Here is a 23,824-nt window from a genome sequence, read left to right as displayed (position 1 = left end):
TCTAGTGTGGCCTAGATCGCGAGCTCGGGGTGCAGGCGCTTAATCGTCCACACCTTCTGGCGGCGCGCGGCGACGGCGCTCACCGCGAGCGATCCGATGAGAATGCCGGCCATCACGAGCAGCGACCCCCAGAATCGAGCATCGATGCCGCCGCCAATGAGCTGCCGCAGCCCGCTCACCACGTACGACGCGGGCATGTACGGGTGTAGCGCCTGGAAGAAACCGGGTGTCGTTTCGACCGGGTACGTGCCGCCCGACGACGACAGCATCAGCATCAGCAGTACGAGGCTCACGACGCGGCCCGCGGCGGTGCCCAGCAGCGCGATGAACATCTGCTGCAGCGCGAGGAATGCGAGCGTGGTGAGCAGCATAAACGCCGTCATGCCCACCCAGTGCACGGGCCGCATGCCGATCGCAAACACGAGCACCGCCATCATGATCGCGACCTGGCCTACGCCAATCAGCGCGGCGGGCCAGAACCCCGCGAGCACCGACCGCAGCCCCGACACGTTCGACGCGAACGGCCGGCGCGGCAGCGGACGCAATATGAGCCAGGTGATGAGCGCGCCCACGAACGACGCGAGCGCGATGAAGAACGGCGCGAAGCCCTCACCAAAGCCCTGCACCTCGTTCGAGGTGGCCTCGTCGAGCTCGACCGGCGCCGCGAGCGTCTCGGCGATCTTGCTTGCCCTGTTGTCGTCAATCTCGGGGGCTTCGGCTGCTCCGGCCGCGAGCTCGGTCGCGAACGTTTTCGCGCCGGATCCGACCTTGCTCGCCCCGTTCGCCAGCTCACCCGACTTCTCGCTCGCCTGCTGCGCGCCGTCGTCGAGTTTCGATGCGCCGGCCGCGAGTTCCCCCGCGCCCGCTGCGAGCTTGTCGGCGCCGGTCTGGGCCGCCTGCGCGCCCTCGGCGAGAGTCGTGCTGCCCGAGGCGACCTCGTGTGCGCCACCGCTCAGCGTCGTGAGGCCCTTCGTCAGCTCGGTGCCGCCGCGGTGCGCGGTTTCGGCGCCCTCGGCGAGTGTGCCCGCGCCAGCAGACACCTTGGCTGAGCCACCCGCGAGGGTGGAGGCGCTTGTCGCGAGCGTGCCCGCCCCGGTCTCGAGCTTGGCTGCTCCTTCTGAGAGCTTGCCCGCCCCCGTCTTGAGCGTAGTAGCACCTTCGTCGACGCTGGCGGCTCCCTCAGCGAGGGTTGCAGCGCTTGTCGCGGCGGCCTCGGCCGACGTATCAAGCGTGGTGAGCCCCGCGGCGAGATCGGTCGCGCCCGTGCTCACACCCGTTGCGCCGTCACGCACCTGCCCTGCCCCTTGTGCGAGGGCTGCGAGCGAACTGCCCTGTGCCTGCAGTGCGGCGTCGAGCTCCGCAAGGGTCATTGCGGGGTTTTGCGTGGCAAGGCCCGCGATCTGCTCGGTGGCGGTGGCGACCTGGCTGGCGCCACCGTTCAGCGATTCTGCGCCGGCCTGCAGGTTGGCGGCTCCGGTTGAAGCGCCTGCGACCCCCGTCGAAAGCAGACCCAGCCCGGTCGACAGCTCGGTCGCGCCGGCCGACAGCGCGGTCGTGCCAGTCGCGAGGGTGTCTGCTCCCGTCGCGAGATCGGCGATGCCGCCTGCGAGGGTGGTGACACTCTCGGCGAGCGTGCCCGCCCCGGTCGACAGTGCTTCGCTGCCGGTCGCGAGCTCGCTTGCGCCGTTCGCGAGGGATCCGGCGCCGAGTTGCAGGTTGCCGAGGCCGTCGCGCAGCTCGCCTGACTTGGTGGCCGCGGTGCCCGCGCCTGAAGCGACGGTGCCCGCGCCTGAGGCGAGCTTCGCGCTGCCGTCACGCACGATCGCAAGTCCCCCCGCGAGATCTGAGGTGCCCTTGGTGAGTTCGGGCGATTTGGCGACGAGCTGCGCCGTGCCGTCGGCGAGTTCGCCGAGGCCCGCCGTGAGCGCTTCGGTGCCGTCGGCGACGGCCTTCGTGCCGTCCTTGAGGGTGCCCGCGGCGTCTGAGGCGTCGCGCGTGCCGTCGGTGAGTTTTTGCACGCCGACGAGCAACTCATCGGCGGCGGTCTGTGTGGCCTGCTGTGCGACGGCTTCGCGCAGCTGCATCATGGCCTGCTTGCCGAGCGTCGAGGCGAGAAACGAGTTGTTGTCGTTGTAGGTGACGCCAATTTGGCCCGCGGCGGGGTTATCTTGCAGCCCCGCGAGCGTTGACGAGAAGTCTTGGGGAATCGTGACCCCAAAGTAGACGTCGCCGTCGGCGATCGCCTGCTCGGCCTCGCTCGCGGTCATCTCGCGCCAGTCGAGCTCTTTGCCGTCGCGCAGTTCTTTAATGACGTCGCTACCCGCGGTGAGTTTGCCACCGCCGGGCTTCTTGGCTGGCTCGTCAAGGTTGGTGATGGCGACGGGCAGCTGGTTCATGTGGTCGGTGGGCGCCCAGAACGCCCACAGGTAGAGTGCGCCGTAAATGAGCGGAATGACGAGCAGCACGACGAGCGCGATCTTGGGCATGGTGCCCTGTTTAAACCGCGAAAGCTCGGTGCCCCGGGTGAGAAATGACATGTTTTGCGTTTCGTTTCGTGAAGTTTGGCGTGGTGACGTGGTGTGTGGTGCGGTTACAGGCTGATGCGCGCGGGCTCGTCGAATAGCGCCGCGTCACGCGCGTCGCTTGTCGCGATGACGACGGGCACAGTGCGCGAGATTTCGCGCAGGCGTGCGGCGACCCGAGCCCGGTCTGCGGGGTCGCGCAGCGCGTCAAGATCGTCGACGACGAGCAGCTCTGGCCGCGCGATGAGCGCGAGCGCGATGCGCACGAGCAGGTCGTCGGCGGGGCCGAGCTCACGACACAGCTGCGAGGCGTCGGGGTGCGGGGCGGCTTCATTGGGCTGACGTGAGCCAAAAGAGGGGCCGAACGCGGGGGCGAGCAGCTCGTGCGCAACCTCGGCGGTGATGCGCGGGGTGCGACGCCACCAGGGCAGCTCCCACGAGAGCCGCTCGCGCAGGGTCGCTGCAAGCGTGACGGCGGGCTCGAGCTCGTCAATGCCCGCAAACCCGGCGATGCCGGTGATGCGCCGAATCTCGCCGGTGCGCGTCTCGCGAAGCACCTCGACCGTGCCGCCCTCAGGTTTCATACGCCCCGCAATGGTGAGTAACAGCGCGGTGCGGCCAGAGCCACTCACACCCGTCACCAGGGTGACCGGTGCTGCGGTAGACGCGTCGAGCGGGCCGAACACTCGGCCGCGCGGGCCGTCTACGCTCGTGCCCGCGAGGCGAAGTACGGGGGCGGTAGCGGTGTCTGCGCCGCTCTGGGCAAGGGTGGGCGTGTGCACGGGGCTCCTCGAGGGACTCAATAACTGAACTGACTAGTCAGTCTAAGTCGAGTTTCTGTGCACGTCAAACTGTGCTGGGGCGCCCATGGCAGCAGGGGCTAACGCGTCGTACCGTGGATTTTTGGAAGGGCGCCACCCGCCGCAGTGTTGCGGTCGGGGCGAAAGCTCGAAAAGTCGAACCCATGCAACCCCTGCACGAGCGCGAGCTGCTCTTCAATGCGCGACGCTTCCCAGTCCTCAGGCCCGACCAACGGTAGCCGCACTCGGGGGCTACCAATCTGCCCCAAACCATGCAGAATGTATTTCACCGCAACAGTTCCCGGCACAAAGTCCATGGCGGCTCTCACCAGGGGCTCGAGCAGCATGTGCTGCCTGGTTGCGGCCGCGAGGTCTGCACGATTAACAGCATCGATCATTTCGCGGTACGGTGCTGGCGCGATGTTTGCCGTCACCCCGATAACCCCTGCGGCACCAATAGCCAAGTGCGGCAAAACATTGGCGTCATCGCCAGAGAAATACATGAGATCGCTCTGATTGAGCACACGGCTTACCTCCGCAAAGTCACCCTTTGCGTCTTTCACCGCGACCACATTGGGGTGGTGAGACAGCCTCATGATCGTTTCGTAGCCGATTGGCACGCCCGCACGACCGGGAATATCATAGAGCACGACCGGCAGGTCGGTGGCGTCAGCAATCAACCGAAAGTGGGTAAGAATGCCCGCCTGTGTGGGCTTGTTGTAATAGGGGGTGACGACCATGATCCCGTCAGCGCCTGCTTTTTCACTCGCCCGATACAGCTGTATTGCGTGCGCGGTTTCGTTCGACCCACCACCTGTGAGAATCTTTGCGCGCCCCGCAGCCACGTCTTTGCCGACTTCTACGAGCCTAATCTTCTCGTCGTCGGTGAGCGTAGAGGTCTCCCCTGTCGTGCCAGTCACAACGATGCCATCGGCGCCATCTGCGATGACCCGGTCTATGTGTGATGCGACCGCGGGCCAGTCCACTTCGCCCGCTGGTGTCATGGGGGTGACAAGCGCGACGAGTACCTGCCCGAAGGGATTTTGCGATGTTGCCATGGTGAGTCTACTTTCTACTGAACTTCATGATGGACGAATGCCGATGGGATCCGGCGTTTGCCTCCGCAGAAGCAAGCACCGGATCCCATCGAGCGCTCAGTGAGAGCGAATGCGCGCGAGCGACTTAGGCGGGCTGTGCGGGCTCCTGCACCCGATCGTCCTCGTGCAACATGCTCTTACCGGCGGTCTCTGGCATCTTGGTAGCGATCACGATGATGAGCGCTACTACCGCGATGGCCATCATGTAAATACCCGGGGCCAGCAACGAACCGGTCTGGGAAATCAGCCAGGTGGCGATCAGCGGGGCGGTTCCACCAAACAGCGTGTACGCCATGTTGTAACTAATCGTCGCGCCGCTGAGACGGTTGCGCGTGGGGAAGAGCTCCACGACAGTAACACCGAAGACGCCCCAATACATTCCGAAGATCACCGCGATCACGAGTTGGCCCAGCATGGCCGTCCACAGGTGACCGGTGCCTACAAGCCAGAACGCTGGCAGGTACAGCACGATGGCGGCAATAATGATGGCGTAGAGCACCGGTCGGCGACCGTATTTGTCAGAGAGCGCGCCACCAGCCCAGAAACACATGAAAGCAATGAATAGTGCGACACCGTTCGTGAGCAGCGCTTCGCTCTCGGGAAGCTTCGCCCCCGTAGTCAAGAACGTGACCATGTAGCCACTGAGAGTGTAAAACCCGAGGCTCGAGAGCGCAGCCAATGCTAGGGTCTGCACGACCGCCTTCGTTGACGATTCCTTCTTCTCGGGCACTGCTGCAGCTGGCAGTGCTTTCTTGGCGTCCTTCGCCTCCTGAGCAGCCTCAAACACAGGCGACTCGTCAACCTTCGCACGGATATAAAAACCAACCAGAGCCATCGGGCCACCGATCAAGAATGCGATGCGCCAACCCCAGGCGTCGTAGACCGGTTCTCCGAGAACGTTGATCAAGAACAGTACGAACAGCGCCGCTACGACCGAGGGCACGGTCGAAAAGCTGTATGTAAAGGCGACGTACAGACCGCGCTTGCTCTTGGGGGCGTGCTCGGCCACGAACGTGTTGGAACCGACGGTCTCACCCGCGGCGGAGAAGCCCTGAATCATACGGCACAGCACCAGCAAGATTGGGGCGAGGATGCCAACAGTCTCGTAGGTGGGCAGCAGACCAATGCCCATCGTGCCGGCGCCCATCATGATGATGACGATCACAAGCAGTGAGCGCCGCCCGATGCGGTCGCCAAGCAAACCGAAAACGATTGCGCCGAGCGGCCGCATCGCGAAGCCGACCGCGTACACTCCAAAGACCGAGAGCACACCGGCTACGGGATCGTCTGTGGGGAAGAAGAGCTTGGCAATGATCGTCGCCGAGTAGGCATAGATGACAAAATCGTACCATTCGACGAACTGGCCGATGGCGGACGACGCGATGACGCGTCGGAGGGAACCGGGGATGATGTTGATGCCGGTGACTGGCGCTTCGTTGCGCGAGGGCTGGCTCATGATTAACCGTTTCTAATCGGTGAAACTTGTGGGGTGCCGCGGGCCTTCAGGTGAGGCCCGCGGCGGTGGCCGGTTAGCGCAGCGTTGTGCTGACCGGAACGGGGTTCGCGATCGTGTCGCGAATCGGTGAGGTGTCCTCTAGCGCGCGTACCAGCTCTTCAAGCTGCTCGCGTGTTGCGTCAGGGCTTTCGATGTCAACGTCGACCGAGATGCCCTTTGCGCCCTTACGAACGTCTGCGTCGATGCCCAGGAAGCCACCGAGGTCGATGTCGAAATCGAGCGACATCGACACCGAGTCAAGCGTGATCCCGCGCATGGCAGCGAGTGACGCGAGCGTCACCGTGTAGCACCCGGCGAGCCCGGTGAGGATGTACTCTGCCGGGCTCACTCCTGTGTCGTTGCCCATCAGCGAGACGGGCTCATCGCTGGTGAGCGTAAACTTGCCCTCGCGTGCCACGTCTGGGGTGCCTGCCTGCACAAGGCTGCCCGTGTGCACGGCGGCCGACAGCCCGCCTGTGGACTGCGCATTCACCTTGAACGTGACGTTACCAAGTGACCTGTTGCCGGCCACCGCTGCTGCTGTCTGTTCGATAAGTTCTTTGTCCGCCGACGCCTGGCGAGAAGTTGCGGTCGTCATTATTTACTCCCTGGAAACGATTAGTGGTGGAGGTTTGAGGCGGTCACGAAGCCGATTCCGGCTCGGGTGAGCGCTTCTGCGGTCTTCTGAATCGAGTCGTGCTTATCCATGTACAGCTGTTCCATCGCTGCCAGGTCGCCGCTCGAGACGAGGTCTTCCTTGCTGCGGAAGTAGTCAAAGAAGTCTGACTGAACATCGCGCTGCATTTCGGTTTCGGGGTCTCCACCCTCGTGCTTTGCCGCAATGTTTGCGACCGTCTGTGCTACCTCGACGATCTCGTCACGACGCAAGTACGGCTGGCGCACCGTGCTCTTGTAGGTTTGGGTGAGGTGATGCTCGATGCGCACCTGGTCGCGGTACCCAAATGTGTCTCGCACTGCGGCGATGTGCCGAATCGTGTCTGCGTTCACTGAGTTGATGATGTTCAGCCCGATGAGTGGCGTGGTGCCATCCGCCGCTTCCATGAGCTTGGCCATCATGAATGTGTACACGGCGCCATAGGCATTCTCGTGGCCGGCAAACCACACGGACACCTTGAACTCGGTGTGAATGCCGAGCTGGTTAAGCCAGTAACCGAGAAGCAGCTGGCCGGGCGTAATGTTGAGCACCTGGCGCACGCCATTAACAGTGTAGTGATGCAGGTACTCATCAACCCATTCGAGCGGCTGTTCGTTGGGCATCTGAATGCCAGCGAAGTAACCAGCGAGCACTTCAGGGCCGCCGATGTTCACGTTCGAACCATCAGTGCCCCGCGTGTTCAGCGTTTCTACGTAGCTCGCCCCGATGATCTGCATCGCGGCCGCGAAGGCGAGCATGTCACCCTGGTCTTCGAGTGACTCGTTCATGTCGCGCACGCGAATAAACCGGCCGGGCATGATCTCGCGCTCCTGAATCGCACGGCGCGCCTCTTCCATGAGCCACGGGAAGAAGTTCATGACGCTAATCTCCAGCGTCACGGCGTTCTCACCGTTACGGATCGGAGTGGCCCCCTCGCCCAGAATGCGCTGCGTGTACTCGTCGAGTCCGACGAATGCGCCGCTGTCTCGCTGCTGCTCGAGCCACTCCAGATCGGCGAGGTACGGTGAGTTCATGTCGGCGAGACGCTGCTTCAGATTCTCAAGCTTGCGTGCCTCGGCAGCCTTCGCGTTGATCTCCTCGGGGGTGCCGTGCTTGGCAACGACCGCGAGGAAATCTTTGACTAGCGGATTCTCGGGATCAGACAGGAAGGTGTTGATATTGTCAACCGCTGCCGGGTTGCACGTCAACACAGTCTGTGCCGTCAGTGTGGGGTTCATCGTATCTCCTTTGATGGATTTGTGTGCCAGCGAAGCTCTATCACGCTTTCGCCGACTGAACTTCCGGTGCATTCATATAGTCCCAGCCACTCACCACTAGTTCGATATGTTTGACCGCCACACTTGCTAAGACCTCATGTGTCAGATCAACATGGGTTCAGCGGGAGATGTGCCCTCCCGGGCAAGAACATCAGTAATTAGTCGAGCAGACCGTGTTCACGCAGACGCCACAGCTGGAGTGCGATATGAATGTCGAGCGCTCTACCACCACGTCGCCAATTCCTACCGAGGATCCCATCAATGCGGTCCAACCGCTGGCGCATCGTGTTGGTATGAATATGGAGCCGTTTCGCTGACTCCGCTTGGGCAGAATCAGCGTCCAAGAACACCCACGCGGTGTACATCAATTCGGTGCCCCGTTTTTGGTCGTACTCCAGAAGCGGGCCCAGCTGTGCAGCAAGCAGGTGCCGCGCAAAGCTTCTGTCTGTACTTCCGAGCAGCATGCCGGCCGTGCCCAGCTTCGGCATGTCTGCGGCCTCACCGTAACGCTCAAGTGCGACCAGCGCATTGTGCACGGCGCGCGCTTCGAGGAAGGACTGTGGAAGATGCGCGAGACCACCATGGGGCGCCGACGCCCCAACCGTTGCGGTAATCCCGTTAGCTTGCAACACATCAATGATCCAGCATCCATCGTCATCACGGCCGGTCTGCGGAACTGGTTCGATCACGCACACCGTATCGGCGTAGGCCGCCACCACCCGGCTCGAAGGAGAAACACTACGCAGCAGCGTCACTGCGCGAGTGCGGTCTACAGACGCCGTTCCGACGACCCGCACGCTGAGTTCGGCTTCAGTATCGACGCCAAAACGACGGGCGCGATCGCGTAGCAAATCTGTGATCTCGGTGCGGGGGCTGAGTAGTTCATCGACGAGTTCACGCTGCATCCGATACTGCGCATCGCGCAGTGTCCGATCAAACAGCATCGCCGCGCTGAGAACGAGCGCGCTGCGCTCGAGAACGGACACCATCGTCGCATCACAGTCTCCCTCGATCACAATGACCGCGAGGTGCTGGTCTGCCGCAATGGCCGACATCACACCGTATGACGCGTTGTTGAGAGAATACGAGACCGGCGTACGCGCCGCACGCGAGGCCGTCGCAGCGTCCCGCAGATCGGCACCGCGAAAATCTCGCGACGCTGGCGCATCGCCGATCGGAGCTCCGCCCGGGTCGAGAATCCATACCTGTGCTCCGAGGGTTTGAGCGATGAGTTGCCGCAGGCTGAGAATAATGTCTTGTGCGGCGAGCGTCTCCATGAGCGACTGGTCGAGTGAGGCGAGCGCTTCGAGCGATCGCACCTGTTCGAGGTTCTCGCGCTGCGCGTCATGGAGTTGGTCGAGCGTTCGCGTCATATCAGTAAACAGGCGCGCATTCTCAAGCGCCACCGCCGCGTGTGCACCGATCGACTCGATCAGGCTAATGTCACTACTGTTGAAGTCATGTGCACGCCGGTCGGCCACCATGAGGGCACCGATAACTCGGCCTTCGGCCCACAGAGGCACTCCCATGATCGCCTTCACGCCCTCACCAATGACAGCAGCATCGCTATCTGGAAAGTGGGTCTTCGTCATATCTTCGGGATAGTTGGCGCTCTGCGCCGGTGCAGCTCCAGTTGCCACGGCGCCCAGCACGCCACCGCCCAGCGGCACCCGAATGTTTCTAAAGGCTGAGGTCGTCGCACCGTCAGTCACCCTGACATACGATTCCCCGCGCTCGTAATCGTTCAAGCTGAGGTACGCAATGTCGGTGCCGATGAGGCTCCGCGTGCGCCGCACAATCGCTTTGAGGATCACCTCGACATCACGAATACCGATGAGGTCGGTAGACGTGTCGTAGAGCAGGCGCAACAGGCCCTCGCTCCGACTCGCGCTGGCGAGCTGCTTCTGCAGGTCGCGCAGCGATGACACTTCGGCGTCGGTCAGTTGGCCTGCAGCCATGGCCGCGGCGGCGTCACGCTCCCAGTCGGCGCCCGGCTGCTGCTGGCCGACCCCCGTCAACAGGCGGCTCAGCGCAGAACGATGCTCTTCTTCGACCATTTGCTCATGCTACTCCGCACGTGCAGCACTCGCGAGCTCCCTCAAGCGCTGCCAGACGGCATCCGCAACATCGATCCCTGCGGTCAAGTTCTTCTCGCGCGTCACCCGCGCCCGATCGCCAGGCACGAGCACAGGATAGTCCGGATCAGCGGGCGCAGTAGCGCGCACGCCCGCAAGATATTTGGTCACGAGCCCCAGCGTGCCCGCGGGCTCCGCCACAATAAACACATCGCCCTTATTGCAGACCTGCGTTGAGTCGAGCGTGCCTGCCACGTCGCGGCCGGTCGCGCTCGCCGTGAGGCTCGCAACGAGTACCTCAAATGCCAGACCCAGTGCGTACCCTTTGGGGCCGCCAAAAGGCGCGATGGCACCGTCCTTGGCCGCCGCAGCGTTGGTCGTGGGCTCACCCTCAGCGTCGAGCGCCCACCCGATGGGAAGCGACTCACCGCGGTGCGCATAGTCGTGCACCTTGCCCATCGAGACGAGCCCCGTCGCCATGTCGAGCACGAACGGATACGGCTCAGCGGGTACACCAATCGTGATCGGATTGGTGCCCACCATCGCGGTTCGACCGCCCCACGGGTGCACGAGAGCCTCACTCGTAGTCAACCCAATCAGCACCTGCCCTCGCCGCGCGATCTGCTCGGCATACAGCGCGAGCATACCAATGTGGTTGCTGTTTGAAATCGTTGCAATTGCAACCCCGGTAGTCCGTGCTCGCTCAGAAATCTCTTCAAGGGCGCGGTGAGCGACCACCTGGCCGATACCGCGCTGCCCGTCAACGCTTAGGTGGGCCTGCGCCGTCCAGGTGTGCGCACCGCTGCTATTGGCATCTGCGACTCCATTGTGGATGCGCTCAACCATGCGTGGCAGTCGAAGCAAGCCGTGGGAGTGCAGGCCGCGCAGCTCTGCCTCGATCAGCGCGTCGACAATGACATCGCGATTGGGCTGCTGTACTCCGGCGCTAGCCAGCGCCGATGCCGCAACCACGCGGGCTTCTTCAACGGAAACGTGCATGATGACTCCTCAAATTCGATGTGTGTGGTGTGTGGTGTGTGCGGCCCGCCACTCCAAATGTATGGGTGTGACAGCCTCGTTCACTAGGCCAGGATCGAACGCTGTGGTTCGGCGGCTTTCACGCTCGCGGCGACGGCTGGCATTACCCGGGGATCCAGCGGGCTTGGAATGATGTACTCGGGTGACAGGTCATCACCGACGAGATCCGCAAGCGCCTGTGCGGCAGCTAGCTTCATTTCTAGCGAGATCTTTGTTGCGCCCGCGTCAAGCGCACCGCGGAAGATGCCGGGAAACGCGAGCACGTTGTTAATCTGGTTGGGGTAGTCGCTGCGGCCCGTTGCAATCACCGATGCAAAGGCTTTTGCTTCAGCCGGGGTGATTTCTGGGTCGGGGTTCGACAGTGCAAACACGATCGCATCAGCCGCCATGTGCCGAGCGTCAGCAGTCGACACTTTTGCAGAAGACAGCCCGATAAACGCGTCTGCGCCCCAAAGCGCCATGCTCATGCCCCCAGAAATCCCTCGCGGATTGGTGCGTGCCGCGAGCGCCGTCTTATGCGGTGAGAGGTCTGCGCGGTCGGCCGAGAGGATACCCTGCGAGTCAAGTACTACGATGTCGTGCGCCCCTGCAGCCAACAACATCTCCGTCACCGCTACCCCGGCCGCGCCAGCCCCCGAGATCACAATGCGCAGCTGCGACAGTTCTTTACCCACCACCCTGATCGCGTTCCACAACGCGGCCAATACGACGATCGCTGTGCCGTGCTGGTCATCATGCATCACCGGTTTCTCAAGCGCCCGGATAAGCCTTTGCTCGATCTCGAAGCAGCGCGGAGCCGAGATGTCTTCAAGATTAACTGCCCCGAAGCTGGGGGCGATCCGTACGATCGTTTCGACGATCTCATCAACGTCTGAGGCATCCAGCACAATGGGAATCGAGTTGAGGTCAGCAAATCGTTTGAACAGCGCGCACTTGCCTTCCATCACGGGCAGGGATGCGCTGGGGCCAATGTCCCCAAGTCCCAGCACCGCGCTGCCGTCAGAGATCACGGCGACCAGCCTCGACGCCCACGTGTGTGTTTCGGCAATAGCCGGGTCTGCGACGATCGCACGGCTGACCTGTGCGACGCCCGGCGTGTAGGCGATCGAGAGGTCACGCTTTGTTTCGAGGTCGTAGGTGAGACTCAGTGAGAGCTTACCCCTCTCATGCTTCGCAAAAATCTCATCTTCGAGAATCGGGGCCTGGTCGGCAGTGTGATTCAGCATGGTGTGTAACGCTTCCTATTTGAGTGCCCGCTACCGGGCTAAATTCTGGGGACTACACGTTGAGTGAGATGTATTGTTCTTCAAGGAACTCCAGGATTCCTTCGGAGCTGCCTTCTCGGCCGAGCCCCGACTGCTTCATGCCACCGAAGGGGGCGGCCGGGTCGCTGACGACACCGCGGTTGACGGCGACCATGCCCGCTTCGAGTTGCTGGGCGACGCCCACGGCTTCCCGTTCATCACCAAAGACGTAGGCCATCAAACCAAACTCGGTGTCGTTGGCAAGCCGTACCGCCTCGTCGGCATCGTGCACACGCACGACTGCCGTTACCGGCCCAAATATTTCACTGGAGTTGATCGTGCTGCCGTGCCGCACGTCGGTGAGCAACGTCGCCGGATAAAAGGCCCCGCTCCCCGCGGGCACTTCACCGCCGAGCCGCACGTTCGCGCCTTCTTCAACCGCGCTGTCAACCAGAGCGGCAACCTTGTCGCGCTCAGCGACCGAGACCATGGCGCCGAGTTCGTTCTGCCGTTCCAAGCCACTGCCGACGGCAACATCGGCAAGACGGGCGTGAAATCGCTCTACAAACGCATCGTGCACGTCGTCATGCACATAGAACCGGTTGGCCGCGGTGCAGGCTGAGCCGCCATTGCGCATCTTTGCGAGAAACGCACCGTCGACTGCTTCATCAAGATCTGCGCCCGGAAGCACGATCACCGGCGCGTTGCCGCCAAGCTCCATCGACGAGCTAACCACCGTATCGGCGGCGGCGTGCAACAGCGCACGGCCGACTTCTGTGGAGCCCGTAAAGGAAAGCTTTCGCACGGCCGGATGCTGCAGCATCTCGTGCACGATCGGGCCCGTCGGAACCGGTGTGACAAGGTTCACGACCCCCCTCGGTACGCCAGCTCGCTCCATCACGTCCACCATGTAGGCAGCAGTGAGAGGCGTCTCACGCGCGGGCTTCAATATGACCGTGCAGCCTGCTGCAAGCGCGGGAGCCATCTTTCGAGTCGCCATAGCCGCAGGAAAATTCCAGGGGGTAATCAGCAGCGACACTCCAATAGGCTGGTGCGTCACCAAGATGCGCTTGTCCCCCGAGGGCGACAGGCGATATTCACCCGGGATGCGCACGGCTTCTTCTGCGAACCAGCGAAAGAACTCCTTGGCGTAATTGGCTTCACCCATTGCGTCGGGCCAGGCCTTGCCGTTCTCGCGCACGATGATCTCGGCAAAAGTTTCGACTTCGTTGGTCAAGATTTCATATGCTCGACGCAGAATTTCGCTTCGCTCTCGGGGCGGGGTCTGTGACCACGTAGGCAAAGCTTGTTCGGCGGCGTTTACCGCCGCCATTGCGTCATCCAATGTTGCGGCCGCGAACTGCGCAATCTCGGACCCGTCATACGGATCAATCACGGGAAAGCTTCGGGCGTCTGAACCAGCTCGCCACACACCATCGATGTAGAGCTGCGAAAAGTAGGACATATCGTGGGTTCTTTCTCTTAGTGGCGAAGCCGAGCTCGGTCGCCGGCTTGTGCTGCCTCGATGATTCGTGTAACCAACGCCAGATCGACGGCAATTGGGGCAATGTTGGTCAGACGCTGTGAGGCAAGGGTGAGCTCGGCGATGCCGGGCACGTCGCTTCTCGCTACACCGATCTCTTGAAGAGATGACGGAATGCCAATGTTCTTTACGATCTCGGCGATCCGGTCAATTGCGCGTGCCGGATCGGCTCCTACACCGAGTGCCGTACCGACCGCGGCGAGACGCTCACCAATGGCGGGCGCACAAGCTTCGAGCACGTATGGCAGCATGAGGCCCGTGCCGAGCCCGTGGGGCGTGTGGGTGAGAGCGCCGATCGGGTACTGAATCGCGTGTGACAAGTGAGTGCCCGTGCTACCAAATGCCATGCCTGCAAGCAGGCTTCCTCGAGACATCGCTGCTCGCGCTCCCCTATCGTCTGGGTGCGCTACTGCCGACTCGAGTGCCCCTCCGATCAGCTGCACGGCTTGAAGCGAGATCGTTTCGGTGAGCGAGTTGCGGCCAATGAAGACGGGCAACTGGACGGCAAACGACGGCTCGAGATCAGCGGCGGTGTACGACTCGATAGCGTGCACTAGGGCGTCTATGCCTGAGTAAGCTGTCACTGACGCGGGCGCACCGAGTGTTAATTCTGGGTCGACAATCGCGACTTGTGGGATCAGGTGTGGGCTTGAGACACCCACTTTCAGTTCCCTGGTCGTGTCAGAAATGACAGCTACCGGTGTCACTTCCGACCCTGTGCCGGCGGTGGTAGGTACGGCAATGAGCGGCAAGACCGGGCCTGGTACAGCGTTTTCACCGTAGTAGTGCGACAGATCACCGCCGTGCGCCACGAGCAGTGCGACAAGTTTTGCCGCATCGAGTGCGCTGCCTCCGCCCCACCCGATGATCACATCGGGGCGAAAACCTGTCGCAATGCTGGCAACTGCGTGGAGCGTTTCAACGGGCAGCTCGGGCTCGATTTCTGTGGAAAGCATGACCGCGATGCCACGATCCCGCAGTTCGCGCTCTACTTCGTGAAAGTGTTTGGTCGTGGCAAGAAATGGGTCGACGATAATGAATGCACGCTGGCCATACATTTGGACCGTGGGAGCGATTGCTGAGCGTGTACCGTAGCCAAAGTTAATGGCTTGAGGCAGTCGCAGTACCCCCGTAGTGGCCGCACTCGTTGAGTTTTGCGGCGACAGCGCCGAGCGCCTCGCAGCGGCGCTAATGCGGTCATTACCAAGTTCGTCGATGAGAGTGTGACTGACATTCATTTCGCAGAATCCTTTGTTCGGCTGGCAGTGGGTACGCCTTAAGCTGCCGCCATCCTCGCAAGCACGCTCAACTCTTTGTATGTACTTGAATGCCATAGTTTCTACGGTTATATGTCACCGATTAGTCAAAGGGGCTACATCATCCCCTTTGCCATTACATGCACATGCATGTAAACTAGGCACATCGGTCCCCAATCCGCAGGAGCACACAACATGGAATTTGGCATCTTCTCGGTCTCAGACGTGACCCGTGACCCCGTCTCGGGGTACACCCCCAGTGAGGCCGAGCGCATTCAGGGGCTCGCCCGCATCGCCACCCACGCCGAAGAAGTGGGCATGGACGTGTTTGCGATCGGCGAGCACCACAACCCCCCGTTCTTTTCGTCCACCCCCACCACGTTTCTCGCGTACATCGCGGCAAAAACGAAGACACTCAAGCTCTCCACCAGCACCACCCTCATCACCACCAACGATCCGGTGCGCATCGCCGAAGAGTACGCGATGCTGCAGCACCTCGCCGGTGGCCGCATGGACTTGATGCTCGGCCGCGGCAACACCGCCCCCGTCTACCCGTGGTTTGGCAAGGACATTCGCAGCGCGCTGCCCCTCGCCCTCGAAAACTACAACCTGCTGCACCGCCTGTGGCGGGAGGACGTCGTCGACCACGAAGGTAACTTTCGCACCCCGCTGCAGGGATTCACGAGCACCCCGCGTCCGCTCGACGACGTCGCACCGTTTGTGTGGCACGGCTCGATCCGGACCCCCGAGATTGCCGAGCAGGCCGCGTACTACGGAGACGGGTTCTTCTCAAACCACATCTTCGCCCCGAGCGAGCACTCGCTGCGGCTCATTAATTTCTACCGCGAGCGCTACGAGCACTACGGTCACGGCAGCGCGAAGCAGGCGATCGTGGGGCTCGGCGGCCAGACGTTCATCGCGAAGAAGTCGCAGGATGCACTCGACGGGTTTCGCCCCTACTTCAACGAGGCGCCCGTGTACGGCCACGGCCCGCGCATGGAAGACTTCATGCGGCAGACACCGCTGTCGGTCGGCAGCCCGCAAGAGGTCATCGACAAGACCCTCAGCTTTCGCGACATCTTTGGCGACTACCAGCGCCAAATGTTCTTGATTGACCACGCCGGCCTCCCCGAGAAGACCGTGCTTGAGCAGCTCGACCTGCTCGGCAGCGAGGTGCTGCCCGTGCTGCGCCGTGAACTCGCCGCACGCCGCGACCCCGAAGTGCCCGAGACGCCCAGTCATGAGACCCTGGTACGTGCAAAGTACGGCGATGCCGAGCCGCGCCAGCCACGGCCAGCCGCCAACCGGGGTGACAACGTCACGGGCGGATCGCCCTATTTAAACCCCGCCGCCAGCAACTAACACCGAAGGACCCACCATGACGAGCCCCACCCGCAACGACGTGCGCCTCGCAAACCAGTCGTGGGAGGCGCTCATGACCGCGCACGCCACGCTCATGGAGCGCTTCGCGGGCGAAAGCATGTGGCACGACGTGAACATGCGCGAGTACGACGTGCTGTACACGCTCGCAAAAGCCGACGAACCCCTGCGCCTGTGCGAGCTGCAAGAGGGCGTGCTGCTGAGCCAGCCAGCACTGTCACGCATGGTCGACCGGCTCATCACGCGGGGCCTCCTGGCACGCGCCCAAGACCCCGCCGATGGGCGCGCGGTGCGCATCTCGCTCACCGCGCTAGGCGCCGAGGTGCAGCGCGACGCGGGCCGCGCGCACGCCCGCAGCATCGCCCGCGATGTGGGCGGTGTGCTCACCACCGAAGAGCTCGGCGAGCTCGAACGCATCTGCAAGAAGCTGGTTTCTTAGGTTCCGGATCGGTTTGCTTGCGGCCGCGTTCGGGGTGGGGTGCCGCCGCTCGCTTAGAGCGGGGGACCCCTCGCGTGTCGCTTCGCGCCACGCGGCCCCGATGCGCTCGCTGGCGGCACCCCACCCCGAACGCTCTACCCGTCCTCAATCTTGAAGGAGCACCGACATGAACGCACCCCTCGATGGCGTCGCCCCTGTTGCAACGCCCGCCTCGATTCCCACCACCAGCACCGTGAATCTCGCGGTGGTGACCGCGGGCACGAGCGACCCCTCGACCACTACAATGCTGGCCCAGCGCGTAGCCGACGCCGTGACGAAGCTCGGCGCCCAGCAGGGCATCACGGTGCAGGTGCGCGTCGTCGACCTGCGGCTTATCGCCGGCGACATCACCGCCGCGCTCGTGTCTCGGCACGAGTCTGAGGCGCTCACAGCGGCGAGCGAGATTCTGCGCGACGCCGACGCCATCGTCGCGGCGACCCCTGTGTACAAAGCTGGTGCGAGCGGACTCTTTACGTCGTTCTTCCAGGTGCTCGACAACGACCTGCTCATCGGCACCCCCGTCGCGCTCGCGGCCACAGCGGGCAGCGCCAGGCATGCCCTCGTAATCGATGACCAGCTGCGCGGCCTTTTCGCCTACCTGCGCACCGTGACAGTACCCACCTCGGTGTTCGCCGAACCCGCCGACTGGACGAGCAACGACCTCGGCAAACGCGCCGATCGCGCCGCCACCGAGCTGCTCGCCCTCGTCACGGGCGGGTTTCGAGGCGCCGTGCGCGGGCAGGCATGGGGCGCCTACCAGCACTCATACGGTAGCGCCGGCGGCACCGAGCTCGGCATCAACCTCGACTCAGACCTGATGCGACTGGCGACCGGCGGTTAAAGGGCGCTATGCCGGGTGCGCGTCTTGCCACTGTGCGGCACGTGCCGACAGCAGGCCGGCCAAGCGTTGCAGCTCGCCAGGCTCCACGCCGTCGGCCGACGCGCGGCCGAGCGCAAGGCCCAGCAGAAACGTGCTGAGCGGTGCGGCCGGTCGCGCGACCGCGTGCGCCACGTCTTTGGCCACGTCAAGCACGACCGGTATCGAGACCTGACCGGGCTCAAGCCCGAGCTGGGCCGCCGCCGCGACGAGCCACTCGTCGAGCGCCTCGGGAGGCAGGTGTGTCGCCATTGTTATGTCCCTTCAATCGGTGGAACCGCTCGAGCGCAGCCGGGCCGCGGCCAGCGACTCAGGCGTATCAATATCGGCGGCGAGCGCCGTTGGTACGCGCAGTTCGCGCAGTTTCATCCCTGCAAGTGCGCGGCGTACGGGCGCATCGACGACCTCGTGTCCCATCCCTGCACAGGCTGCGGCGAGCGCTTGGGCCCGGTAGTTTGCGGCGAGCCACTGCGGTTTGCCCGCGCCGTCGACAAGCAGGGTGCCGTCGGCTTCGCTGTCTGCTCGCGCTTGAGTCTGCGCTAAAGCGTGGTCTTTACCGAGTACGGTGCACACGCGTTCGGGGTATTCGAGGTCACACGCGAGCACCCACACCCACGGTGCGGTCACCTCGGAGATGCCAGCGGCGATACCGGCGAGCGGCCCCGCAAACTCGGGGTTCTCGCGCAGCACGACATCTGCTCCGGTGCCGGCCGTCTGCGGGCCGACAACGATCACGCGCGCGGCGCCTGCGATCCGGCTCGCACGTACGACCCGATCGACGAGGCGTTCGCCCGCGAGCTCCAGGGTTGCCTTGTCGACGCCGCCGAGCCTCGACCCGCGGCCGCCAGCGAGCACGATCGCGTCGAATGTCGCGCCGAACCCGGCATCGTGCGCCTGAGTCTTTTCGTACACTGCAGCCTCCGTTCGGTGGCATAGCCTGAGACCACTATGCCGCATGATCGGCCACTTTGCAGGCATTGATGCCGCGCGTCAGTGTTATTAACGCCGCGCGCCAGCGTTACGGTGTGACCCGCACCACGGTGACGCGATCGCCTCGCCCAACGTCGCCGGTCTCGGGCCCGACGAGCGCGTAGCCCTCGGCAGCACCAAACCCGCCGACCGAGTGTGACACCCGCCCCGCGTGCACGGCGGGCTCGCACCAGAGATCGGCCTGTGTCGCGGTCTCGGCGCCCGGCTCGGCGCCCGGCTCGGCGCCCGGCTCGGCGCCCGGCTCGCTCACCGCCTCAACGAATCGCACGGGTAACACCTGCAGCCTGCCTGCGGCGCCCCGCCATTCCGCCGCGGCGTACGCGGTGAGACGCTGCCTCGCCGTGTCTGCGCACCCCTGCATGGCGCGCAGTGCCGGGCGCACGAAAAGCTCAAAGCTCACGGCGGCGCTCACGGGGTTACCGGGCAGCGCAAACACCATAGCCCCCGCTGCAAGTCGGCCCGTGCACTGCGGCTGCCCGGGTCGCACGGCCACTCGTACGGCACGCACGCCCGGTTCGCTTTCAAGCGCGATGCGCATCACGTCACGGGTGCCGGGGCCGACCCCGCCCGTCGTAATGATCGCGTCGTAGCGCGTCCCCAGATCTTGTAGTCGCGCGCGCACCGCCGCTACGTCATCGACGCTGTGCTCGATGTGCACATCGGCAAACCCCGACTCGGCGAGCAGCCCGCCCACGAGCAGTGAGTTTGACTCGACGATCTGGCCGCGCTCGAGCGCAGTGCCCGCGGGGCGCAACTCGGCCCCGGTTACGAGCACGGCAACGCGCGGTACCGGGCGCACCAGCACGTCCGCGATGCCGGCCGCGGCGATCGCCGACGCCCGGGCGGCCGTGAGGGTTGCGCCTGGTTCTGCCACGAGGTCGCCCGCGGCCAAGTCTTCGCCGGCACTGCGCACGTCTGTGCCCGGGGCGACCTGCGTGGTCACCCGCACCGCGCGGTCGGCCCAGGCGTGCGCGGCACGATCCGGCGCAGCGGTACGGTCACCAGCAGCGGTACGGTCGCCAGCCGCGCGGTCGCCGAGGGTCGCCTCGACCCGCACGACCGCGTCGGCGGCGGTAGGCAGCGGGGCGCCGGTCATGATGCGCACGCACTCGCCAGCGGCGAGCGGCGGGTCCCAGGCCGAGCCCGCCGCGACCTCGCCGAGCACCGTGAGCTGCGCGGGAGCCTCGGCGGTCGCGCCCGAGGTGTCTGCCGCCCGCAGCGCATAGCCGTCCATCGCAGAGTTGGGCCACAGCGGCAGCGCGTGCGCCGCGTGCACCGGCTCAGCGAGCACGCGGCCGAGTGCCGCCGCGAGCGGACGCCGCTCAGTGGGCAGGGGGGTGACCTGCTCGAGGATCCACGCCAGGTGAGTTTCGGGAGAAATTGCCACGCTCGCCGCCTTTCGATCTACTCTTGAAGTATGCCCCGTCGCATCGAGGATTACCGCGGACTCACCCAGCTCAGCCGCGTCAAGCTGATGCATGCCATTCAGCGGCGCCCAGGCCGACTGCTCGCCGAGCTCGCCGAAGAGGTGGGCATTCACATCAACACGGCCCGGGATCATGTGCGCGTGCTCGAAGCCGAGGGGCTCATCACGAGCCGCCCGGTGGCTACCGGCGTGCGCGGTAGACCGCCCGTCGTGTTTGATCCCGTCGAGCGGGCGCACGAGAACCCTGTCGCCGCGCAGCGCACTGAGAGCGCCTGCGCGCAGGGCGACATGCTGCGCAAGATTGCGCCCCACCTCGATCAGACCGCTGAGCTGCCCGCTGCGGCGGCGCACCAGGTCGACACACTATACACGCACCTCGAAGACGTGGGGCTCGAGCCCCAGATCACTGGCGACGGGCTCACAATCGATGTGGCTCCCTGCAAATTCGCGGGCATGCTCGAGGCCGAAAAACGCACCATCTGCAGCGTGCACGCGACGCTCGTGCGCGACCAGCTCACGCACGTCGACGGCCCGCTCAAGCTCGGTCGTTTGAGTCCCTTCGTCACCGAAGATCTGTGCCGGATCGAGCTGTGCCACAAGCTGCCGACTGGCTACCGGCCCACCGGCCGCGCCGCCACCGAGTAGGGGCGGGTGGCAGGGGCTGGGCCCTCGCGGCCCGTACCTCGCGCCAAAATGTTAAGGTGTACCCAATCGGATACGGGGGCATTTATGTTGATTCAACAGCTGCATGCGGCGCGTGAAGCGCACGGAGACACCGTCTCTCAGCTTGCCAAACGGGCAGGAACCTCTCGATCGACGCTATCCAACTATGAGCGGCACGTGAAAATACCGCGTGTTGATACGGCCGAACGTATCGCCGAGGCGCTGGGCCTCGAGTTGATTGCGCTGAAAACCGGGCCAAAACAGGCCTACCTAGATCGTGGTCTCGTGGCACGTTTGGACGCGCTGCACCTCTCACCCGGAGTGGCGGTTCGAACTGCAACACGAGAACTTGCCATGCTTGTTGACGCTGACGTGAACGCTGAGCGCCTCTCACTCTCATGGGGCGCAGTGAAGACACGGGTTGAGGGCACCACCGTGGGGAGCGACGATGATGACCCACTGGAGTTGTACAGGTTAGGCGAGATCGTGCAATCGGCGCAGACCGCAATACAGCAGTCCTCCAATCAGGGCACGCTACCCACACTGGCGGCAAATGGGCGCGTGATTTCTCCATACGAACAGTTGGAGCCCGCGCACCAAGCCCTCGACCTGCTCGTACGCGCGGTGTCTGCAGGCGCTGACCCGACGCTTGCCCGACATCTCATTAATAGCTATCTACTCCATAAAGGGTTTCCCTGGTTGTACGTGCGACACAGCCTCGTGAGCGAATATCGGCAAGCCGTCGTGTCGTGCCTGCGAACGGGCAATGGCGACCGCATGGTAGACGTACTGCTGGTGGGCGCAGAAATGTTCATGTCCAGGGCAACAGTATGAGCGGCTCAGACAACGAACGCCAGGAGTCATGGGAGACGACACTCAGACGTTACCCTTCTCAACAGGGTGAGGTGATTGCAATACCTGAGCCCATTTGGGCTGACCTAAGCAGTGATGTGAAGCACATCACACCAGCGGGTAGGGCCAGAGCGGTTGCTCGTTATAAATTGCGAGAATCTCGCACACTCTATAGCGACGCACGCCTGGAGGGGTTTGCCTTCACCGAGCCCGAGATCATCACGCTCATATCGGGCGGACACGTCGCTGGCCACACGGTCGGAGAAGAGAATCAGGTCGCCGGACTCAAACAGGCCAGTGATTACATGCTGAGTCAGGTCGAAGCCGGTGATCCTATCGAGCCCAACCAAAGCATCTCTGACGACTTACATCTCTTCATCGCGGCGAGCCTAGGCTTGAAATCAATTGCATTTCGTGGAGATCAAACTCAACAATACGAAGGGCCGATGGTACAGCTTCTAACTTGACGGAAACAAGCGCGCAGGGCGTTACACGATGAACTCAGTGCTCATGTCGCACGGGTACGACGCAATATTGGTTCCTGACTCCCTCAAAGCGCAATATGAAGATGCGCTTGTCATTACATATCGAACCGGTGACCTCACTCCGCACATCAGATTTCTGATCGAACGCTACAGCGACGACTAGCAGCTGCGGCCGCTACCGCGTACCGCGCAGCATGCCCGCCACGACGAGCGCGAACGCCCCCACCAGCACCAGCAACCACAGCCCCAGCGAGTACGAATTTGACTCGGGATGATAGGTCGCGCCCATCACGAGCGGCGGAAAGTACCCGCCGAGTCCGCCGGCCGCCGCCACCACACCGCTCACCGCGCCCACTTTCTCGGGCGGCGTGGACGGCCCGATCCAGGCGAACACCGCCCCCATCCCGAGCCCCATAGCTGAGGCCATCAAGATGAACGTCGCGCCCGTGAGCACACCCTCGGGCGGCTGCTGGCCGACAATGTAGGCGAGCGACACGATCGATGCGAGTGAAACGAGCGCCACAATCTTGGGCCCAAACTTGTCTGACAGCACACCACCGATGGGGCGGGCAATGACTGCTGCAACAGCGAACAGTGCGGTGCGCGTACCCGCGCCGACGGGGTCAACTTCGCCCGGGTAAATCGTTACGAGGTACTTCGGCAAAAAGTTTGAGAACGCGACAAACCCACCAAACACGATGCCGTAGAGAAACGCCATCTCCCAAGTAACGGGCAGCTTCAAAGCTCCCCACACTTTGGGAATGAGGGGCTGGCGGCTCGATTTCCATACGGGTGATTCACGCAAAAAGAACCAGACGAGCGCTGCTGTCGCCACCATCAGCACCGCAATGAACACGTGGGTTTCGACATAGCCGAGCTGCCGCAGCAGCCTGGGCGTAAAAAACGCAGAGACAGCGGTGCCGATCATGCCCATACCAAACACACCGTTTGCAAAGCCCCGCCGCTTCGGCTCATACCAGGCGCTCGCAAAGGGTACGCCGACCGCAAAAATCGTGCCCGCTACCCCGAGGTAGGTGCCCGCTACGATGAGCAGCGCAAAACTGCCGATCGACCCCGCGAACGCCACAAGCAGCACGGCCGGCGCCGCCCCGAGCAACACGGCCGTAAACATGATGCGGGCACCGAAGCGGTCAGTGAGCGCTCCCACCACGATGCGGCCGAGCGCGCCCACGAGCACCGGGGCGGCGAGCATCAGCGAAATCTGCCCCTCGTTTAGGCTCATGCCCTCCGCATAAAACCGCTGAATCGGCGAGATCAGCATCCACGCCCAAAACCCGACGGCGCTCGCAAATGTTGCGAGCAGCAGCTGCGGCAATTGCCCACGCAGGCTCTCGCTCTGGTGGGGTTGTACAGCTTGCTCCGGTGGAGTCTTCGTCGTCACGTTGCGCCTCGCGATCTTAGCCGCGAGCGATTTCCACTCGCGTGAATACGCCAAATACGCAGCGACTGTGTGACCCACACCCGTTGCCAAAATTTGGCGTTGCACAGAGAATAACCCGGTCACCCCCACGGGGCTAGCGCAATGACCGTGTTTATTTCATATGATGATCGGGTGTTTTCTCTTTTAGAACAAAAAGATAATAAACACGGTGAAAAGCTTGCATACCTCCCCTTCACAGGGCGATGCTGGAGACATCCGCTACAGATGGG

General features: G+C 63.3%; 22 protein-coding genes. 7 read left to right on the top strand and 15 right to left on the bottom strand.

What is annotated here, in order from left to right; all coding sequences use genetic code 11:
* Positions 1-11: 11 nt before the first annotated feature.
* The 11 genes from ACXR2T_RS10655 to ACXR2T_RS10605 all read right to left on the bottom strand — a co-directional run bounded on the left by ACXR2T_RS10655 (position 12) and on the right by ACXR2T_RS10605 (position 14,984).
* Positions 12-2,537, bottom strand: a complete 2,526-nt coding sequence (locus ACXR2T_RS10655; protein ID WP_458839012.1) for a YhgE/Pip family protein — start codon at positions 2,535-2,537, stop codon at positions 12-14.
* A gap of 53 nt (positions 2,538-2,590) precedes the next feature.
* A complete protein-coding gene (locus ACXR2T_RS10650) occupies positions 2,591-3,304 on the bottom strand; it encodes an ATP-binding cassette domain-containing protein (RefSeq protein WP_458839011.1) in 714 nt (237 codons plus the stop codon).
* 98 nt (positions 3,305-3,402) lie between these two features.
* Positions 3,403-4,380 carry a 4-hydroxy-tetrahydrodipicolinate synthase gene (dapA, locus tag ACXR2T_RS10645; protein WP_458839010.1) on the bottom strand — a complete coding sequence of 326 codons (978 nt, stop codon included), beginning with the start codon at positions 4,378-4,380 and terminating at the stop codon, positions 3,403-3,405.
* 124 nt (positions 4,381-4,504) lie between these two features.
* A complete protein-coding gene (locus ACXR2T_RS10640) occupies positions 4,505-5,875 on the bottom strand; it encodes an MFS transporter (RefSeq protein WP_458839009.1) in 1,371 nt (456 codons plus the stop codon).
* Between the two features lie 73 nt (positions 5,876-5,948).
* Entirely contained in the window at positions 5,949-6,512 is a 564-nt protein-coding gene (locus tag ACXR2T_RS10635; protein WP_458839008.1) for an OsmC family protein, read from the bottom strand.
* Positions 6,513-6,532: 20 nt separating this feature from the next.
* Positions 6,533-7,807: a hypothetical protein gene (locus ACXR2T_RS10630; protein ID WP_458839007.1), complete on the bottom strand. Its 1,275-nt coding sequence runs from the start codon at positions 7,805-7,807 to the stop codon at positions 6,533-6,535.
* Between the two features lie 197 nt (positions 7,808-8,004).
* Complete coding sequence (locus ACXR2T_RS10625; protein WP_458839006.1) at positions 8,005-9,903, bottom strand: helix-turn-helix domain-containing protein; 1,899 nt, start codon at positions 9,901-9,903, stop codon at positions 8,005-8,007.
* Between the two features lie 9 nt (positions 9,904-9,912).
* A complete protein-coding gene (locus tag ACXR2T_RS10620; protein ID WP_458839005.1) occupies positions 9,913-10,920 on the bottom strand; it encodes an Ldh family oxidoreductase in 1,008 nt (335 codons plus the stop codon).
* 83 nt (positions 10,921-11,003) lie between these two features.
* Complete coding sequence (locus ACXR2T_RS10615; RefSeq protein WP_458839004.1) at positions 11,004-12,185, bottom strand: NAD(P)-dependent malic enzyme; 1,182 nt, start codon at positions 12,183-12,185, stop codon at positions 11,004-11,006.
* 52 nt (positions 12,186-12,237) lie between these two features.
* Complete coding sequence (locus tag ACXR2T_RS10610) at positions 12,238-13,668, bottom strand: NAD-dependent succinate-semialdehyde dehydrogenase (protein ID WP_458839003.1); 1,431 nt, start codon at positions 13,666-13,668, stop codon at positions 12,238-12,240.
* Between the two features lie 17 nt (positions 13,669-13,685).
* Positions 13,686-14,984 carry an iron-containing alcohol dehydrogenase gene (locus ACXR2T_RS10605; protein ID WP_458839002.1) on the bottom strand — a complete coding sequence of 433 codons (1,299 nt, stop codon included), beginning with the start codon at positions 14,982-14,984 and terminating at the stop codon, positions 13,686-13,688.
* Between the two features lie 213 nt (positions 14,985-15,197).
* Here ACXR2T_RS10605 and ACXR2T_RS10600 point away from each other — a divergent pair, with 213 nt between their 5' ends.
* The 3 genes from ACXR2T_RS10600 to ACXR2T_RS10590 all read left to right on the top strand — a co-directional run bounded on the left by ACXR2T_RS10600 (position 15,198) and on the right by ACXR2T_RS10590 (position 17,701).
* Positions 15,198-16,364, top strand: a complete 1,167-nt coding sequence (locus ACXR2T_RS10600; RefSeq protein WP_458814393.1) for a CE1758 family FMN-dependent luciferase-like monooxygenase — start codon at positions 15,198-15,200, stop codon at positions 16,362-16,364.
* 16 nt (positions 16,365-16,380) lie between these two features.
* Positions 16,381-16,821: a MarR family winged helix-turn-helix transcriptional regulator gene (locus tag ACXR2T_RS10595; RefSeq protein WP_458814395.1), complete on the top strand. Its 441-nt coding sequence runs from the start codon at positions 16,381-16,383 to the stop codon at positions 16,819-16,821.
* A 166-nt stretch (positions 16,822-16,987) separates the two neighbouring features.
* A complete protein-coding gene (locus ACXR2T_RS10590; protein WP_458814397.1) occupies positions 16,988-17,701 on the top strand; it encodes a CE1759 family FMN reductase in 714 nt (237 codons plus the stop codon).
* A gap of 6 nt (positions 17,702-17,707) precedes the next feature.
* Here ACXR2T_RS10590 and ACXR2T_RS10585 read toward each other — a convergent pair whose 3' ends face one another.
* From ACXR2T_RS10585 to ACXR2T_RS10575, 3 genes are all read right to left on the bottom strand, one after another.
* Positions 17,708-17,989, bottom strand: a complete 282-nt coding sequence (locus ACXR2T_RS10585; RefSeq protein ID WP_458838998.1) for a DUF6457 domain-containing protein — start codon at positions 17,987-17,989, stop codon at positions 17,708-17,710.
* A gap of 12 nt (positions 17,990-18,001) precedes the next feature.
* Entirely contained in the window at positions 18,002-18,649 is a 648-nt protein-coding gene (gene mobA, locus ACXR2T_RS10580; RefSeq protein ID WP_458838997.1) for a molybdenum cofactor guanylyltransferase, read from the bottom strand.
* A 106-nt stretch (positions 18,650-18,755) separates the two neighbouring features.
* Entirely contained in the window at positions 18,756-20,114 is a 1,359-nt protein-coding gene (locus ACXR2T_RS10575; RefSeq protein WP_458838996.1) for a molybdopterin molybdotransferase MoeA, read from the bottom strand.
* 30 nt (positions 20,115-20,144) lie between these two features.
* Between ACXR2T_RS10575 and ACXR2T_RS10570 the strand changes: the two genes are divergently transcribed.
* Genes ACXR2T_RS10570 through ACXR2T_RS10555 form a run of 4 tightly spaced genes read left to right on the top strand, consistent with a single transcriptional unit; the run spans position 20,145 to position 22,316 of the window.
* Positions 20,145-20,798, top strand: coding sequence for a helix-turn-helix domain-containing protein (locus ACXR2T_RS10570; protein ID WP_458814405.1), 654 nt, complete (start codon positions 20,145-20,147; stop codon positions 20,796-20,798).
* Positions 20,799-20,846: 48 nt separating this feature from the next.
* Entirely contained in the window at positions 20,847-21,650 is an 804-nt protein-coding gene (locus ACXR2T_RS10565) for a helix-turn-helix domain-containing protein (protein ID WP_458839001.1), read from the top strand.
* A complete protein-coding gene (locus ACXR2T_RS10560; RefSeq protein ID WP_458814409.1) occupies positions 21,647-22,135 on the top strand; it encodes a hypothetical protein in 489 nt (162 codons plus the stop codon). The genes ACXR2T_RS10565 and ACXR2T_RS10560 overlap by 4 nt, the downstream gene beginning before the upstream one ends.
* 28 nt (positions 22,136-22,163) lie before the next feature.
* Positions 22,164-22,316, top strand: coding sequence for a hypothetical protein (locus ACXR2T_RS10555; RefSeq protein ID WP_458814411.1), 153 nt, complete (start codon positions 22,164-22,166; stop codon positions 22,314-22,316).
* A 12-nt stretch (positions 22,317-22,328) separates the two neighbouring features.
* Here the strand turns inward: ACXR2T_RS10555 and ACXR2T_RS10550 are convergent, their stop codons facing one another.
* Complete coding sequence (locus tag ACXR2T_RS10550; RefSeq protein WP_458838995.1) at positions 22,329-23,555, bottom strand: nitrate/nitrite transporter; 1,227 nt, start codon at positions 23,553-23,555, stop codon at positions 22,329-22,331.
* Positions 23,556-23,824 lie beyond the last annotated feature (269 nt).

Source organism: Leucobacter faecis (assembly GCF_054456635.2).
The sequence above is the reverse complement of the archived record's forward strand: the minus strand, read 5'-3'. Positions and strand labels throughout refer to the sequence as shown.